7 protein-coding genes are annotated in these 18,471 nt (G+C 56.8%); 2 read left to right on the forward strand and 5 right to left on the reverse strand.

The annotated features are described in order from the left end of the window. Positions 1 to 132: transposase (locus tag K5E40_RS35845; protein ID WP_221734304.1), on the reverse strand; the 132-nt coding region annotated here is incomplete at its 3' end. 795 nt (positions 133 to 927) lie between these two features. Here K5E40_RS35845 and K5E40_RS33090 point away from each other — a divergent pair. Beyond that, complete coding sequence (locus K5E40_RS33090; protein WP_221734299.1) at positions 928 to 5,442, forward strand: Ig-like domain-containing protein; 4,515 nt, start codon at positions 928 to 930, stop codon at positions 5,440 to 5,442. 68 nt (positions 5,443 to 5,510) lie between these two features. Here the strand turns inward: K5E40_RS33090 and K5E40_RS33095 are convergent, their stop codons facing one another. The 3 genes from K5E40_RS33095 to K5E40_RS33105 all read right to left on the reverse strand — a co-directional run bounded on the left by K5E40_RS33095 (position 5,511) and on the right by K5E40_RS33105 (position 12,000). Then, a complete protein-coding gene (locus K5E40_RS33095; protein WP_221734300.1) occupies positions 5,511 to 7,787 on the reverse strand; it encodes an autotransporter outer membrane beta-barrel domain-containing protein in 2,277 nt (758 codons plus the stop codon). Between the two features lie 186 nt (positions 7,788 to 7,973). Next, positions 7,974 to 9,962 carry a hypothetical protein gene (locus K5E40_RS33100; protein ID WP_260456231.1) on the reverse strand — a complete coding sequence of 663 codons (1,989 nt, stop codon included), beginning with the start codon at positions 9,960 to 9,962 and terminating at the stop codon, positions 7,974 to 7,976. 109 nt (positions 9,963 to 10,071) lie between these two features. After that, positions 10,072 to 12,000: a hypothetical protein gene (locus K5E40_RS33105; RefSeq protein ID WP_221734301.1), complete on the reverse strand. Its 1,929-nt coding sequence runs from the start codon at positions 11,998 to 12,000 to the stop codon at positions 10,072 to 10,074. 501 nt (positions 12,001 to 12,501) lie between these two features. Here K5E40_RS33105 and K5E40_RS33110 point away from each other — a divergent pair. Further along, the gene (locus tag K5E40_RS33110) at positions 12,502 to 12,756 is read left to right on the forward strand and encodes a DUF6124 family protein (RefSeq protein ID WP_221734302.1); all 255 of its coding nucleotides are present in this window, start codon (positions 12,502 to 12,504) and stop codon (positions 12,754 to 12,756) included. A gap of 216 nt (positions 12,757 to 12,972) precedes the next feature. On the opposite strand, the gene K5E40_RS33115 is transcribed toward K5E40_RS33110, so the two are convergent. Further along, positions 12,973 to 18,471, reverse strand: a 5,499-nt coding sequence (locus tag K5E40_RS33115) for an Ig-like domain-containing protein (protein WP_221734303.1), incomplete at its 5' end; no start/stop codon positions are given.

An 18,471-nucleotide genomic window follows, 5' to 3' on the forward strand; every position in this document is an offset into this window, starting at 1 on the left:
CCAGCGTCGAACGGCCGTATCACCAATATCAAGATCACGACAAACCTGTGAAACACTCAGGCCCTGGTCCTTGATCATCTTTACAACTTCCAGCTTGAAGCTGTCGTCGAATACTTTGCGTTTGTCGGTCATGGAGAGCTCCTCAATAGGTGTATTTTCCACCTATCGGGGTGTCCGGGGAAATTAGACCACTGCAGTGCGGTTATTGACCGTTATTAATTACGACCTTGAGGATTTTTGAAGAGTGCGCATTAAGCCCAACCCCACAAAACACTCAATTTTCAACACGCTTGATGACGCTAACCTGGTTCGCGATAGATAGCCATCATTCAATTGGTCGGATCAAAGAGTCCCCAAGAAAGAATCTATATTTTTTTCATCGACAGACACGACAAAAATCCAGATCACACTCAACAAACCTTATTCATCCTTATCAATTAACTACTCCATGGATAGCACTCATCAGTATTTAGGTAAATTTTCCTTTTACAACACACAAGGAAATCATCTGGGCGACCGCGACCTAAGCCAAAGCGTTAGCCCTATAAAACTAGACTTTAATGGGCCAAATATAAAACGTGTGGACATGACCCTTTCTCCGGGAAACTTCCATATTTATCACATCAAAATGGAACACTAGAACACAATGCCCAATTTAAACAACCCTCTCGATAATCTCTACTTCCTCACCAGGCATGTAGCAGCTACTTCCGAAAAGAGGACGTTTCGGCTGCGTGATGGCTGTGATGTGATGGGGCGGCAGATTCAAGTGCAAGTCTGTCGCCACAGGGGATGGGCTTATACCAGTGACCATTCGTCGCCACCTGTCAGATATGACAGTAGCCAGATTTTCCACTGTGGGGGTTCAATCACAGGAGCCCTTCAACGCCTGAAGAATCCGGCAATGCGCGCGACAGGAGTTCCGACATGTCCCTCTACAGTCCTTTTCTGTTCCCCCCTTATGATCCCGAGATTTTGGTGCTTCGTCCGCTGCTGATTGCACCCATGGTCAGCCCGATTGCGGAGGGTGACGGTGGAATCAATATCTCCGCGGCGTGCGACGACCCTGACGGCATATTGTGTGCGATCAATGCCTACGGCGACATGAAAGAGGGTGACAAGCACGTCATCTACTGGGACACAAAACCTGTTCTCACCAGGGAAGTCGAGGCCGATGAAATCAATCAACGGCTGTTCTTTTACCTGCCTGCAGTGATTGCCGAACCCGGTTGGGTTGAAGAATGTTATTACCAGTTGACTCGCTTCGGTGAAACCACCCCGGATGATCCAGCGGTGCCGCTGCGTTTGCTGGTCAAGCTCAACCGGCCCGGAGGGCGCGACAAATCACCTCATCTGCCGGACGGTCACTCCGAGCTGCACCCCGTGCAATTGCCGCCGGAAGTCGTGCAACAGGGCATCGACGCCGAGTGGGCGGCAAAAGGCGTGCCCGTAACTGTGCCGTTCTACCCGGACATGGCGCTACGCGACACAGTGCTCGTGAGATGGGGCACCACTGTGCTGCCCCCCCATACCGTGACACAAGACGAGGTGGACGGAAAAACGCCTATCGTGATCGTCGCCGATCAGGCGGCGATTCTGGCCGGCGGTGACAGCGATGCGCTGGTGCTGCGCTATGACGCTCGTGATGAGATCTGGAACTGGGCTGCGCGCCATTCACAAAGCACCCAAGTTCGCGTCGAGGCGGGTGCATGGCACCTCGACCCGCCGATCATCAAAGAGTCGATTAACGGCATTATCGACCTCAAGGAGCTTAACCAAAAGGACGTGACTGTACAGGTTGTCGTGCTGAGCGATGAGTTCGATCTCGGGGACACCATCACTCTGTCCTGGATCGGCACCCCACTTGGCGGCACATCCTTGATTCATTCCGAGTCCAAAACCGTTGTGAACAATTCGAGCGTTATGGAATTCAAGGTGCCCTACGCGCAAATCAGGGCCATAGCCGAGGGTGACGGTGTTGCTTCGTATGTGCTGACGAAAATAAACGGCGACCCTCCGCTGTCATCGAAAAACATCACTGCCAGAGTGTCGGGGGATATTTCAATGCCGCCCGCGCCGACCATCCGTGAACTGTTGGGCGACACCCTGGAGTCGGATGAGCCGTACGCCACCGTCGATGTCCGCTATCCGCTCATAGCCGATGGCGACCTCATCAACCTGTGGTGGAAGGGCAAGCGATCCAACGGTAATCCCTATGTGCACGAAGACCAACATATCGTCACCGCCAATGAAGCCGAAGAGGGGATCATCACGTTCTATGTGAACAGCGAGCACATCAGCGTACTGGACAAAGGCAGTCTCACTCTTTCCTACGTAGTGTCGAACGATAAAGTGGCGCTTTTCGGGGTCATTGAGTCCGAGCGATTGCTGGTCAAGGTGGAGAAGGTACGGGCCACGCTGCCGGCGCCGAAAGTCGAGGAAGCCGATCCGCCAGGTGATGTCCTGGATCCATCCAAGGTGTACGACATTGTCCATGTGCTGATCGATCAGGCGGAAACCGTCAAGGATGACATTGTCGCTTACTACTGGCGTAGTCCTAACCCGTTCGGCAGTACCGGTGATTCCATACCCATTACCACAGTGATTGAGGGCGATCCTCTGCGGTTTCGGATACCGGTGGAGTTCGTGACGGCCAACATCGGACAGTATGTAAAGGTGCATTACTCGGTGTTGCGAGCTTCGAACAATCAATATGAGCATTCAGCCTCGCTGAGTTTGCTGATCGGCGAGCTGATAGGTGATCTACCACCTCCCGATGTGATCCAGGCAGTTGACGGAATACTGGATCCGATGAAAGGCCTGACCGGTGTTGATGTGAAGGCTAGTTATCTGAGCATGAAGCCTGATAAGGACATGATCAGATTGAAGTGGCTCGGCTCGCCAGGGCCCGGTACGTCCGACGATCTTGAGCTGCCCGGGCATTCGAGTGGCACGGTCCAATTTCATCTACCGGCGACCGTAATCGGCGCAAATATCGAAAGAAGAGTGACGGTTGAATTCGACGTGACGCGCTATACCCTCACCACCCCTTCGTGCCCACTGGATCTTTATGTGTCGGGATTTTCAGACCCGGAGAATCAGCTGCCCCGTCCCGAAGTTCCTCAAGCAACCGATGATGTTCTGGATCTGATGACTTTCAGCGGCGATGCAAAAGTGCTTGTTGGTAAATGGCCGTACATTGCAGTCAAACAATTCGCCTGGCTGGAAATGGTAGGAGAAACCACTTCTGGAGTGGCCTATACCATCAAAATCATTGAAGGTAAAGAAATAACATCCACCGAACTGAATAATGGGCTTAACGAACCATTACTCAGAAGCGAGTTGATGAAGCTGGGCCACTCCACTGCGGCCACCGTGATTTGCAAAGTTGCATTCAATGGTGGCTCGCAAGAGAGCAGTGCGTATGTATTTCCACCTCTACCGCTGACCATCAGAACCCGCTATGACTACCTCACACCTGAAATCACCCGGGTGGCGGACTCACGCACTGAAATAGAGGAAGGCGGTAAAACCCGTGATGACGAAGTGACCGTCACAGGCACCGCCACACGAGGGGAAACCATCGAGTTGTTTGATGGTGGGTCCGCATCAATGGGGACGGCCCGGGTAGAGGCGGACAGCAACTGGAGCCGAAAAATCGGCACCCTCACCGAAAAGCTCTACAGCATCACCGCCAAGGCTCTCTATGATGCCGATCCGGTATCCAGCCTTGCCCGAACGTTCACCGTCAAATTCGCGCAAACACCTGAAATCCTCGTGGTCAGCGATTCGCGGGGCCCCGTCGCGCCCGGTGCCACGACTTATGACAACAGCGTGCTCGTGGAAGGCAGCGCAACACCTAATCTGCAAGTGCAATTGCTGGGTTCCGACGAGTCGGCCATCACCCTTGATGTCGACGAAAGCGGTAGATGGAGTCGCCGCCTTAACAACCTTAAAGTCAAAACCTACAGCCTCACCGCAGAGGCCTTGTACGACGTCGATCCGCCTGTGAGCCCGCCCAGAACTTTCGTGGTGGCTCAGGCCGTAACCCCGACGATTTCCCGGGTCAGCGATATCCGCGGCGAAGTGGAGATGAACGGCACCACTTACTACCGAACCGTTACCCTGTCCGGCAAGGCCAGTCCCAACGAAAAAATCACCCTGCTCGACGTCACAACTACGATCGACACCGTGGACGTGAAACCAAGCGGCGACTGGGCATACGTCTTCAACAACCTGACCCTGAAGGCTTATCGCCTGACCGCCAGAGCCGAATACGGCGCCAATCCGGTATCAACGCCCGTGCGGGTATTTACGGTTGCGGCTCATGTGTCCCCGACAATCAAGACTGTTAGAGACTCCATCGGCCTGGTTGAGCAGAACGGAACCACGTATGACCGCACAGTAACCGTGAGCGGTGAAGCCACCCCGAAAGAACAGATCCAGCTCTACAACAAAAGCACGCCCGTCGGTTCGCCAGTCACGGTCCAGGCAAACAAAACATGGACGCTCCCGGTCACTGGCCTGGCGGTGACCTCACACAGCATCACGGCCAAAGCCTTGTACGAGGTGACACCGATCGAAAGCTCGGCCAGTACCTTTACCGTCGCCGTACACGTCGGCCCTACGCTGGACTCCGTGCATGACGGCATCAGTGAAGTTGTCCAGAACGGCCAGACCAAAAGTACCGCAGTCACTCTGCGTGGCACTGTCACACCCAACCATCAGGTGCAGATCTATGACAACACCACCCCGAAACACACTGTGACCGCCCAAGGCAACACCTGGACCACGACATTGCAGGTAGGCCTTGGCGGGCATTCGGTCAAAGCCCGAGCCATCAGTACCGGACAGGAAACGGGGGTTCGTAACTTCACGGTCATCTCGCCGATTCCGCCATTGAATTTCAATACCAGTCCTGTGACGTTGAGCGGCAGGATTTACCTGATTCCTGGAAATCCGGAAGTACTTCCCGCTTTTGGTTCTGGTACGTCTGTCCAACATCAGGCCTCCGGCGGGCAGCCTGGTGGCTATACATACACCTCATTGAATCCAAACGCGGCCGTTGTGGATGGCTCCGGGCGGGTTACCGTCAGGGGGAACGGCAGCACAATCATTAAAGTTAGCGATCGCGCCAATCAGTCGAAAAGCTATACCGTGTATGTAACCGGAGTGATTCACTGCGCCGGGCTTAGCCAGGGCAATTGGACAACGATACGCAACAATGCGGCCGCCAACGGTTATCGATTGCCAACACTGGGAGAGTTGAGAGAGATATACGCTCTTTATGGAAACCGTTGGCCCATGGGTAATTACTATTACTGGTCAGCTGACGCGGCTTCGAGCTGGCCGATCGCCCGGTACTACATGAAAAACCTGGTCAACGGGACAGAGGCCCACGTGCAGCATTATGGTAGTGCACTTGGTGTCGGGATCAGGTAAGGCAACATTCATCGAACAGAAAAACGCCTCGCAGATCACGAGGCGTTTTCCGATGCCAAAATCAGCACTTACCAGCTATACCTCACTCCGACATTCGCCCCCCATGGCTGCTCGATATGCTCACCCTTGGAGTAATCGAAATCGGCATGCACCTGCCATTGCTCCGACATGGCCACCGCTACCCCTGTACCGAACTCAGCACGCGAACCCGACAAGTCGTTGTTGAAGGTATTGTTATTGACCTTCACTTCGTTGTTCGACGCGAACTCGTGAGCCACCGCCGCACGCACATACGGCTGGGCGACCGCGCCATTGCCGAAACCGAAGTTGCGACCGAACGTGGCACCGGCCTTGCCGAGCAGTGAACGCATGCGATCACCGTCGGCATCCATATCATTATTCAGCGTGTAGCGTTTGCCCTGGATCTGCACCGCCGACAACTGAGTGAACGGCTCGACGAAGTAACCGCCGTCAAGTTTGATGTGCCGACCGAACTCCGCCGACGCGCCCACACCCCAGTTGTCGTAATTGCCCTTGCTGCGAGTGCCGTCGCTCAAGCTGACCTTGGAATCGTTGCGAAAGCGGTTGAACTTGAGCACGGCGTCGAAGTAGTAACCGGTGTCGCTGTCGAGCCAGGTCACATAGGGCCCGACGTAGTAGCTTTTCACCGTGCCCGAAGTGCCACGATTCAAATCCAGATCAGACTCGCTCGTGCCCGCCAGCACCCCGACCAGCACCTGACTTTCACCCACCCGGGCGTCGGCGCCAAGGGACAGGCCCTGCTGCTGTTGCTGATAGCCCACGCCCGAACCATCGGCCACGTTGTACTTGTTACCGTAGGTACGAATCCAACCACCGGCCTTGCCACCGTTGAAACGCAACTCCCCCATGCGGCTGCGCAACGAACTCAACTCGCCGTACCAAACAGTAGGCGCGGTATTGAACAGCGCCAGCACTGAGCGCGCGCCGGGGCTTATCACTTGGGTGGCAGGGTCCAGATACCAGTCCCTGCCGCCCTCACCGTTTTCACGGTTGGCCAGGCTGTAAGACCAAGTGCCGAGATCCACTACGCGGCTCCCCGTCAGGGCAAACTGCGCGCCATCGGCAGTCCCTGTGCGTGCCAGGGTCAATTGCGCAGGCGACACGGCATCCAGCCCGGATGCGGCCACGGCCAGATCGAAGTTACCGGCCGAAGCGCCCGTCACGTTGAGAAAATCAGACAGACCGCTGGCAAAATCGCCCTTCATCACAAACGTGCCGCTGCCGGCAAGCGTGCCGACATTCAGTCGGTAGTACGTGGTGGGCGCATCAGCAGCGCCAAAGGTGACACTGCCGCCATTCATGCCCAAAGCACCGATGATGTCGTTGCCGGTGAGCGTCCAGTTCGAGTTGCTGTTGACGCTGACGCTGTCGACCTTGTCGAGGCGACCGGTGAATTGCGAATGGTCTTGCAACGTGACCCGGGCTGTGGAGCTGTCATCGACGAGGACGTCACCGGTCATCTGGCCCTGATCGAAGGTGAGGTTGGCGGTGCTGTTGTCCGCAATATTCACATTGCCGAGCAAAGAACTGTTGGCCACTGTCATGTTGGCGGTTGAGGCGCCTTGAACATCAAGCAGAATATTGTTGCCGGCAACAAGCCTGGCGCCGTTGGACAGCCCCACGGTGGCTTGCGTGCCTAGCTCCACCAGAATTGCGGAACCGCTAACACCCTGCACCGTCGCATTATCCAGCGACAAGGCTCGGGCCCCCACGCTGCCGAAATCATTGACCATCCGTACGCCCGTGGACTGCCCCGTAATGCTGCTGCCCGCCGAGGCCTTCACCTCACCGCCAAGAATACTCACGCCGATCCCATCGCTGGCCGAGCCCGTAACCTGAGTGTTGATCAACGACAGAGAACTCAATCCCGTGACCTGGGCGCCTATCGGCTGTCCGCTGATTTGGCTGTCGGATACCGTCACAGTGGACCCGCCCGCCGCGACGCTGGAACGGTTGACCGCCAGCCCGATGTCATCACTGACGACACTGGTTTGATTGATCGAGGCCCGACTGCTGGTCACCATCACACCTTCGATACCGCTGTTACCGACCACGGTGGCACCGTTGATGTTCAGCATCGAACCGCCCTGTGCCGTGATCGATTGGGTATTGGCGCCGGAGGCATTCAGTACGCCATTGTTGCGCACCAGGTAGTCTGTCGACGCGGTCGACGAATCGATATCCAGCGTTGTGTTATCAACAATAGTTGCCGCTTGCGCGAAGCTACCCCAAAAAAAAACGGCCGGTATGCAAAACCGACAGACAGGAATAACGCGGACATGTGATACAGCCAACATCTTCATGATTGATTCACCTCGAGATCATTACACGCTGGAGTGTTTCAACAGCGTTTATCGGATCGAACAATAGCGGCTTACCGCCCCTTTAAAAGTAGGAATAGTCTTAAGTGCGGGCGGGAATAGTCCTAGTTTTGAGAAGTCCCCTACTGAAAAAAAGGGAGGCATTTGATGCCTCCCCAGTTTCGACGTTCAGAGCGGGCAAAGCGATCCGTTGGCAGCCTTCATATGCACCCTGACAAGGTCTCTCTGAGCGGACGTCGGGCGACCATCAATGATTGCCTCGTAAGTTACTGCGCCCCATGCGCTTTCAGTTGCAAAAAGTGGCTGATAAGGGATTTTTACGATAAACCCGTCCTGCGCCTCTTGCGCGGTGGGTGTGTATTTAACTTCCAACTTTGTCCCTAGCTTTTCATCTGTTCCTGTCTCTTCAGTGTAGCCTTGATAAACAAATGTCAATTCCTGATTCGCTAACTGTGGCTCACCACCCGGCACCAACACTTCAGCAACTTTGATCAGTACCGGGTCATTTCTCAGGGACGGGCATGAGAACCACTTAATCGGATCAAAATCCGGGTCCAGATGCTGGAATTTCGGGTCTGGCACAACACCAGCTCGAATCAACACGTCGACATCCTGGGGCAGTGAATTGATGTTATTGTCATTGATAGCCGGGTTGGTGATTTTGTAGGAAACCGGCAGCGGATTACCATTACCCGCGGTATCTACGACTTCCCAAAGAACCTCGAAAGCCAAGTTCCCTGTTTCGGTACCGTCAAGATCAATGACACCACCCTGCGCTCTCGTAACTTCAACACCCTTCCATATAAGGGTCATGATGTCTCCATCCTTGATGGCCGTGAAAACGGGAACCGTAACATCAACAACGCCCGCAGTTGAATCAGCTGCTGTCAAAACATTCGCAGCATTACCCCCGCGACCTTGTACTGTTACCAGATCAAGCGTGGGGTCGGGATTCTCCGGCCCCGTTCCTCCACCGGGACGGCGAAGATCGACATCCACATCTTTTGTCAGAGGTGTAAGTGGGTGGCGCACAGTATTGCGTTTGATCTGATAACTGACTTCTACCGTTTTTCGACCTAAATCACCGTTGTAAACATCCCGGTAGGGGACATCCACAAAGAAGGGAAAACCATTGATTTTCTGCGCAGGTAACAAGATGCCATCGAATGTCACTTCGAGTTCATCGACGCCTTCCAGGTAGTTTGTGTATTCATTCAGAATGCCCACCCCCAAAGGCGCCTGCGCGTCGGCCAGGTCCACCAGTTTCGGAACAGCATCGTCATCAAACAGCGGAATGCTGGGCGGCAACAGCCCCTCAGGCGGATCTGTCAGCGTTACATTGAGCTCCGTGTAGTATTGAGGGGTGTTTCGGTTGCCTTTTCGATCGGTCAGGATATACCAAATCGATTTCATACCTTCTTCTGTACCCACTTGGGCGGCAGTCAAGTTAAAAGTAATCGGCGCTGTAACGTCAGTAATAGGCTTAGTACCGACTAGCGGCGCACCTGGCAATTTGTCACCAAAATAACACGAGACAACATCACCCAGTTTTTTGTCACCATAATCTGGAATGGTGATCAGGACAAAACCAATATCGTCGAGATATTTTTTTGTGATGCCGTCTCTTTCCACTTCGGCAGGGACAGTCGCTTTACCGAAGGCAACCGGCGCTGAAGTATCAATATTAATTTGCAGAGGCGTTACAACGGCGGCGTTACCCCCATGACTCAAATGATAACTCAACTCATGCGGCCCTGAAGCAGATGTATAACCTTGCGGCAGTACCAGATCGAACTCAGTTATGGTTGCATCGACAGGCGTTACATATGTAACTCTGGTCGAAGCGATGCGGCTACCGTCCCACTTAAGTTCAATAAACCCTGGAATCACCAACGGATCATCTGCTTCAGAAAATCGCGGGATCTGTACTTTCAGCGGAAAACCTTGAAAACTGGAGTGCAATTGATTAGGCGCATCATCCGGCTCATCCGGCAGCAGTGGATTATCGGGATGGAGTTCTGGCGGCAACGCATCGGCTTTTTGGCTACGAAAGCGAACCCCGAAAAATCGTTCGCGATTCTGCACCGGTGTCAAAGATCGAAAACTTGTCATCTTTATCATCCTCTCAGCAACTTTAATGGCTGGCAGACGGCGCAACAGTCTCCTTGCCAGAGTGTTTAAACATTGACTACGCTGGTTCCACATGGGTAAAGCAAAGCGAAAAATCAACCTCGATCAATACAGCGTCAATTTCCTCTCTTTGTGTTCACTCATCACAACAATCATTATCCGGACCGCAGACAATGCCACTGGGCAATGTTCGATTAATAATCACAGAGTCACTTTTTGAATAACCAACTCCGCCGTTTTTCTTCCTCAGTTTATATTGGCAAAGTGCCGAGCCATTGTTCACCATCGGCGCGATCAATCTGAAGTAATCAAAGACCTCTACATTAAAACCATTGCGAGCCTGCGCCTCAGTCAGTTCAGTTTCAAAGTAATCATCAGTGTTCGGAATAGGCGAAGTCCCGTTCATGCCGTAGCAACCCTGCCAACTCAATTCGACAATATCCCCTTCGTCGAAAGCTGCATTGCCGTCGATATGCACCCACACCCCATCCCACAATCGCGGCATGGCACAGCAATTCAGGAGCCCCTGTTTCCCCCCGTGCGGGAACGTAGGTTCCGGCAGGTTGGTGATGATGACGATTGCTACTTCAACCGATGTACTCGGGGCCAGTTGCAAGTTCACCCCGTTACTGGTGGTGTACCAGACCGGCAACGCTGGATTGACCTTGTCCTTGTCGATGACGACCCAAGAGATACTGAACGTTATGACTTTTCCGGCAGTATCACCTGGCTTCACTTCGTATTCCGCGACAGGGGTGCTGATTGCCCCCCAATAGAGAAACAGCTTTTCTCCGGGTTGCGGGTTGTCATACAGCGCCAGTTGGGCTTCTGCTGGCTCACCATGATCAACGGGCAGTAGCTTGTTCAATTGTCTGGATTTGGCGCCGTAGATATCCAGTTTCGCCAGCGTGGCGTTCAACAGCGCCGGGGCGGCGGGGTGATCCTGCCCTGCGATAGTCAGATTCGCCAGTACCTGTGTCGCAGGAGATGGCAACGTCGGCGTAACGCCACGCAAGACACGATAGTCCACCGATACATCCATCGGCCCCAATCCATCAGCCCTCAGCGTTGACCAGGGTACGTTGGTCTGGAGCGGGAAATCTCCCGGAACAACGTCCAGAGGGGCAAGGTCGTGACCATTCCACTGGATCAGGACCTTATCGGAGGCGTCCGGGTTTTCATACTCTTCGATTTCGACCGTGACGGCCCGCTGATTCACAGCCCCTTCGCGGGCATGCTGGCGGTCAATCAAGCCACGCACCGACAATGGCACGCGAGGCGGCTTGAGAATGCCCGGAGCCGCTTTCAAATCGACAAACACCCCTAGCAGCGTCGAGCGCGGCCCACGGTTTCCCGCCCAATCCCGCAGCCGGTAGTAAACGTACCGTTGCCCGGGTCCACGATCACGAATGTCAGCCTCATAAATCGTAATGATCAGACTTTTCTGATCGATATCCTGCTGGCTGAACGCCTGCTCAGAAATTTCGATTTCCGAATCCAGAGGGTCTGGGGTGTTTGTCCAGTAATAGATCGCACGATCCCTGGCCGTGACGTCTACATAAAGCGGCACCTGAAACCGGACTTCGCCATACTGGGTGAGATAGTCGTCAGTGATATCACCGACGACATTCAGCATGATCAAACGATCTGGTTCCTGATTGTCGTTCGGTGGCAATCGGTCAACGGTGATGCGTTTGAGTTCGGAATAAAGCGGATTTCCGCCGTAGCGAACCTGGTACGAGAGCGAGTAGGTGCCGTGATCCAGCTTCAGATTTGCTCGTGGAACATTGAGGGTTTTCTGCCCTCGATCATCGAATGTTTCACGGTATACCTCGGTGAACTGACCGCCCTCCAATACCCAACTGATAATAATGATGAAGGGAATCGGATCATCGAGAAGGAAGCTCCAGTCTGGAACGATAACCGTAAGGTCTTCATTCAGCGCGGTACGAGGCAGCAGGCCCAGAGGGCTCTCGATCCCGCCCTCATCCTTGAGAATGGAAGGCACGATGGGAAGGTCAAGAAGATCATCGGAAGTCCCATTCCTGCGCTCGGAAAGCACCATTACACAAACTCCCTCGTAATAATCCAGACATAACACCCGCGGATCCTGCCCGTTGTGTTTTGCACCCTTGCTTGGGATTGATTAAACGATGCGGCCGTCATTCTGACTACTGTCAGAAATTACAGGTATTGCGACCGTTCGTCGGGACTTCACGAATTCCGGGCTGACGACAAATAAAGATGTTTAAGCGAAATGCGCAGACACGGATATCGGGCACAGATTTTTGCGCCATGACCTACCGCTACGCCAGAATCCGCCGGTTTGTGCGCCTTGGGGTCGGGTTCTATTGTTTGCCGGTCGCTGACCAATCTGTGACCGGGTCTCGCTGCCCGGCGATCTCTGGACGCACAACACCCACCTCTCGTTTTATGGCGGCTGTACGTGGGAGACCTTCGGGTCTGCCGGTTCTAGAGTCCCGGTCTGCGGCCCGCGTATGGCTGCCACCTCCTTTTTCGCATCGCAGCGAAATGTGGCGGCTCCGTCGACTCTAGGAGGTTCACCATGATCAAACCAACACCCAACCCGCCCCCCTCGCGCCAACCCAGCACGATGTTCATGGTTGCTCCCGACAGGCAGACCACAGACCTTTTGGCCAATGCCTGCGAGTCCATGGCCTCGGCCAGCGTGATGCTCAGTGATTTCGCTGGACGGCTGGAGACGCCGCATCGCCATACGTTGCAGGGCATTGCCCAAGTGGTGATGCTGGCCGAACCGGCAGTGAATCGGGCGCTGGATCAGCTGGAATTGCCGGACTGACTCAAACGTAAATTGATTTATTCCGCGTCAGTTCTGGCCCCTTCGCGAGCAAGCCCGCTCCCACAGGGATCTGTGTCGATCACAAGTCTTTGCTACACCGCCAAACCTGTGAAGGCTGACTCCCAGGCAACACATGTCTCCAGGCAGAAAAAACCCGCCGCCACGTTCAACCGGGGCGGCGGGTTTTGTCGTTTCAGGGCTTTTATCAAATGCCGATCACACCGTGTCCACCTTCAACGAATGATCATTCAACATGCCGCTGATGATCGTCGCTGTGTCGTGCCCGCTGGCGATCATCCCACCCGCCCCCGGGGTCACGCCGTAGTGGCTGGCGAGGTTGACGCCGGCCAGATCAATCGTCTGGTTCGGCGTGGCGCCGGCCAGGGCGCTGACGTCGATGGTGGTGAGTACCGAGGCGCCGCTGCCGGTGACGGTGAAGTGCAGGTAGTCGTCGAGGGACGCCGTGGTGCCGTTTTCGCCTTGCAGCAGTTGTGACAGGTCAAGCTTGTCGGTGCCGGGGGTGAAGTCGGTGATGAGGTCGTGGCCGCTGTTGCCCTTGAGCCACTGGAAGGTGTCGGCACCCGAGCCACCCGTCAGGGTGTTGTTGCCCATGCCGCCGATCAGCAGGTCATCGCCACCGCCACCGTTGAGGGTGTCGTTGCCCAAGCCGCCATTGATCACGTTGTTATTGTTGTCGCCGGTCAGGGTGTCGTTGAAGTTCGAACCGACGAGGTTTTCGATGCCGGTCAGCGTGTCCGTGCCGGCACCGAGGGTGTTTTGCGCACCGAGCAGGCCGAGGTTGACCGTGACCCCGGCGGTGGCATGGGCGTAGCTGGCGGTGTCGATGCCAGTACCGCCGTCGAGCAGGTCGTTGCCCGGGCCGCTGTAGAGCAAATCATTGCCCGCGCCGCCATGCAGTTCGTTGTTGCCGGAACCGGCGGTGAGCACGTCGTTGCCGTCGCCCGCGTTGAGGATGTTGTTGCCGGTGCCGGCCACCAGAATGTCATCGCCCGATGTACCGGTGAGGGTGTGGCCATCCTGATAGCTGATGGTCACGGCGGCGGTGTCGCTGCCGCCGTGGTTGTCGTTGGCGGTGTAAGTGCCGTGGTAGTCCGGGGTGAGATCGTGGGCCCCGGCGTAGTTGACCGTCATGGTCAGTTGGTAGTTTTCCGCGGCATTGGTGTTGCCACCGCTGGTGTCGGTGATATTGGTGATGTGGATCTGGTAGGTGCCATCGGCGCTGGCGGTGATGGTGCCGCCGTCGGCGATGCTCACGAACGCGCCGCCATTGAGCGAGTACTCCATGGTGATGTGCCCGGCCGCCAGGTTGTGATCCAGGTTAAGGGTCTCGCCCTGTTTCAGTTTGACGGTGATCAGGTCTTCATCGTTGGCATTGGCGTTGGTCACCGCGCCGAGGTAGCCGCTGACCACCAGTACAGCGGTCATCGCGGCGGTGTTGGCCGCGAACGAGTTGCGCACGTCGGCCAGGTTCTGGTTGGCGGCGGTGTTGCTGGTGCCATTGAAGGTGATTGCCCCCGTGCCGGTGAAGTCCGCGCCCTTGGCGACCCAACCGGTATTGAAGGTGGTCGGTGTGGCATTGAGGGTGTCGCCGTTCGGATCGGTGTCGTTGGCCAGCAGCAGTTCACCCGGCACCACGATGTTGCTCGACAGCACGTTGGTGATGACGTGATCGTCCGCCGCCACCGGAGGTGCGTTGGGGATCACTTTCACGGTCAATGTTGAGCTGGCGAGGTCGCCGTCGTTATCGCTGAGGGTGAAGCCGATGTTCTCAGTGATCACAGTGGTGGTGGTTTTCTGCGAGGTGTAGGTGTAGTCGCCGGTGTCGAGGTTGATCACCAGCGTGCCGCTGTTGTTGGTGGCGATGCTTAGCGTGTTGTTCACGGTGTTGAAGGTGCCGTGGTTGACGCCACCGGTGGCAGTCAGTGAACCCTGGCCGCTGAGCGCTTTGGGATCGTAGGTGTACGTGGTGCCGTCGACCACGATGGATTTGATGAAACCGCCATCAGCGCCGAAGCTGCCGCCCTCACCCAGTAACGAACCGGTAACCGGCGCGCCTTCGACGGTGCCGGACAGCACCGAGTTGAGTTGATTGAGATCAGTGACCACTACCGCATTGGTGTTGGTGTGGCTGATGCCGTCATAGGCCAGCGGATCGAGGTTGGCGTTGCTCACGCCGCTGCCCAGGCCGATCGCGTAGTTCTTGATGTTGTTGGCATCAAGGAAAGCTTTGAGTGCGGTCTCGTCAGCCGTGCCGATGTCCTGCCCGGTGGTGGGTTTGCCATCGGAGAAGAAGTAGCCGACGTTCTGCGCCCCGGTGAGTTTGCCTGCGGTGTTGAACGCCGTTTGCATGGTCGCCACGGCGGCGTCGTAGTTGGTGCCGCCACCGGCGCTGAGGCCCGCCAGTAGCGTCTTGGCCGTCGCCACATCAACCCACACCGTGGTGCGGTCGGTGGCGCTGCTGCTGAAGGTCACGAGTTGGACTTTCACATCACCCAGGTCATCGTATTTGTCGAGCAAGGCGCTGATCGCTTGCTTGGCCAGGTCCAGCCGCGACAGGCCCGGCACACCGGAGGCGTCGGCCATACTGCCGGAGATGTCGAGCACGATCAGGATGTTGGAATCGATCTCCACTGCCGCCACCGAGCGATCCGACGCCACCGCTTTGGGCACGTCATCGACGATGTTGACCACGATGGTGCTGGTGGTGCTGTTGCCCAGCGCATCAGTGGCTTTGTAGGTGAAGCTTTCGCTCAGGGTGTTGGCCCCGTCGTTGGCGTTCGGCGAGGTTTTCGGTGCCGACGTCAGCGTGTAGGTGTAGGTGCCGTTGGCATTGAGCTGGATCTGCCCGTAGGTGCCGGTGGCGCTGCCAACCAAGGTGTAAGTGAGCGCGCCGCTGCCGCCAGTCACCGCGCCGACCAGCGTGCCGGTTGCGGTTTCGCCGGTGTTGGTCGGATCGCTGCCGGTGACCGTACCTGGGGCCAGGTCCTGGCCGTCCTGGGTCAGGTCGAGGGCTTTCTCAAAGACCGTCACGTCCTGATCGACCGAGGCCACGAGTTTGCTGTCGGCAACGTTGATGGTGATGGTTGTGGTGCTTTCATCGCCGTCGGTGTCGCGGATGGTGTAGGTAAAGGTGTCGGTGGCGCCGGGTGGGCTGACCGAGTTCGGATTGCTGTGGTAAACGGCGTTGCCCGCCGCATCCAGGGTCAGGTAACCGTAGGCGCCGTTGATGTTGCTGTTGAGACCGCCAATGGCCGAAGTGCCGGTGTTGCTGCCGGCGCGCACGCCAACCACGGTGGCCGCGCCATCGGCCCCGCTGATGTCATTGCCCAGCACGCTGACGTTGACCGTGCCGCCCTCCGCCACCGAACCTGTGTCGGGTGTGGCAGTCGGCAGGTCATCGATGATGTTGACGTTGATCTGGCCGGTGGCGGTGCTGCCATCGGTGTCGGTCGCCACCACGTTGAAGTTCTCGGTGAGGCTGTTGGCACCATTGCCGTTCGGATGGGTTTCGTTATCCACCAAGGTGTAGCTGTAGCTGACCACACCGGTCGCCGGGTTGTAACCGGTGACGGTGAACGTGCTGCCCAGTGGCGAGACGGCCGATTGCGGGAAGCCTGCAGCCACACCGTTGGTGACCACGGCGATGCCGCCGACCGTGAGGGTTTGCAGACCATCAAGCGCAGTGACGGTGAAGGTGCCGCTTTGGGTCAGCGCCGCAGTGTTGGGGTTGGTGCCGTCGCTGAGGTTTTTCTCGTAGACGGTGAGTTCGCCGCCATAGACATCGAGACCGTTGAGCACCACCGGATCATCGTTGTTGTGGACGTTCAACACCAGGTTGGCGGTGCTTGTGTCGCCGTCGGCATCGGTCAACGTGTAGGTGAACGTTTCGGTGCCGTTGCCGCCGCCGTGCAGGTTTTTGAAATCTGCATCATTGGTGTACAGGGTGTAGGTGTAAGTGCCGTTGGCGTTGAGCACCAAGGTGCCGTAAGTGCCGACGATGGTGGCGGGCGTGATCGGCCCGGCATTCGGCCCGGTCGCCACCACGTCCGCCCCTTGCACGTCGTTGGTCAGCACGTTGCCGCTCAGCGTCAACTGGGTTTCCGACGCGGTGTTCGCGTTGCTGTCGTTCATCGCTTTGGGCACGTCATCGACGATGCTGACTACGATGGTGCTGGTGACGATGTTGCCCAGCGAATCGGTGGCCTGATAGGTAAAGCTCTCGGTCAGGGTGTTGGCACCGTCGTCGGCATGCGGCGTGGTGGTTGCCGGCGATGTCAGGGTGTAGGTGTAGGTGCCGTTGGGGTTGAGCACGATCTGCCCGTAGCTGCCGATGGCGCTGCCGACCAGCGCATAGCTGATCGCACCGACCGCGCCCGTGACCGAGCCGACCAACGTGCCAGACGCGGTTTCACCGGTGCTGGTCGGATCGCTGCCAGTCACCGTACCGGCGGCCAGGTCGGCGCCGTCCTTGGTCAGGTCCAGGGCTTTCTCGTACACGGTGACGTCGGTATCGCTGACCGCACACAGTTTGCTGTTGGAGACATCGATGGTGATGGTCGTGGTGCTTTCATCACCGTCGGAATCGCGCACGGTGTAGGTGAACACATCGAACGCGCCAGGCCCATTCACCGCATTGGGCGCGCTGTGGTAAACCGCGTTGCCGTTGGCATCCAGCGTCAGGTAACCGTAAGTACCGTTGATCTGGGTGTTCAAACCACCGAGGGCCGAGGTCGAGGTATCTGAACCGGCGCGCACGCCAACCACGGCGCCCGTAACGGCCGGGCCATCGGCGCCGCCAATATCGTTGTCCAGCACATTGCCGCTGACGGTGCCGCCCTCCGCCACCGACGCCGAATCGGGGTGAGCGCTGGGCAAGTCGTCGATGATGTTGACGTTGATCTGGCCGCTGGCAGTGCTGCCGTCGGTATCGGTCGCCACCACATTGAAGTTCTCGGTGATGCTGTTGGCGCCGTTGCCATTGGGATGGGTTTCGTTATCCACCAAGGTGTAGCTGTAGCTGACCACGCCGGTCGTCGCGTTGTAGCCGGTGATGGTCAACGTGCTGCCGAGCGGCGTGACCACCGATTGTGGGAAACCTGCGGCGACGCCGCCGGTCACCACGGCGATGCCACCGACGGTGAGGGTTTGCAAACCGTCGAGTGCGGTGACGGTGAAGGTGCCGCTCTGGGTCAGCGCTGGCGCGTCAGGGCTGGTGCCGTCGCTGAGGTTTTTCTCGTAAACGGTGAGTTCACCGCCATAGACGTCGAGGCCGTTGATGATCACCGGGTCGTCGTTGTTGTGGATCTGCAAAACCAGATTCGCAGTGCTGGTGTCACCGTCCGAATCGGTGATGGTGTAGGCGAAGGTTTCGGTGCCGTTGCCGCCGCCGTGCAAGGCTTTGAAGTCGGCGTCACTGGTGTTCAGCGTGTAGGTGTAGGTGCCGTTGGCGTTCAATACCAACGTGCCATAGGTGCCGGTGAATGTACCGGCCGTCACCGGCCCGGTGGGTACACGGTCGGCGCCTTGCACGTCGTTGCTCAGGACGTTGCCGGTCAGGGTCAGTTGGGTTTCCGAAGCCGTGGTTGCATTGCTGTCATCCACTGCTTTGGGCACGTCATCGATGATGTTGATGTCGAGGGTCGCGTTGGCGGTGGTGCCGTTGTCATCAACCACGGTCACGGCGAACTGCTCAGG

This window comes from Pseudomonas baetica, assembly GCF_019733355.1.
Classification (GTDB): domain Bacteria; phylum Pseudomonadota; class Gammaproteobacteria; order Pseudomonadales; family Pseudomonadaceae; genus Aquipseudomonas; species Aquipseudomonas baetica_A.

Coding starts and splice junctions, on each gene's coding strand:
- K5E40_RS33105 (WP_221734301.1), bottom strand. CDS start 12,000: ATGGTGCTTTCCGAGCGCAGGAATGGGACTTCCGATGATCTTCTTGAC.
- K5E40_RS33095 (WP_221734300.1), bottom strand. CDS start 7,787: ATGAAGATGTTGGCTGTATCACATGTCCGCGTTATTCCTGTCTGTCGG.
- K5E40_RS33110 (WP_221734302.1), top strand. CDS start 12,502: ATGATCAAACCAACACCCAACCCGCCCCCCTCGCGCCAACCCAGCACG.
- K5E40_RS33090 (WP_221734299.1), top strand. CDS start 928: ATGTCCCTCTACAGTCCTTTTCTGTTCCCCCCTTATGATCCCGAGATT.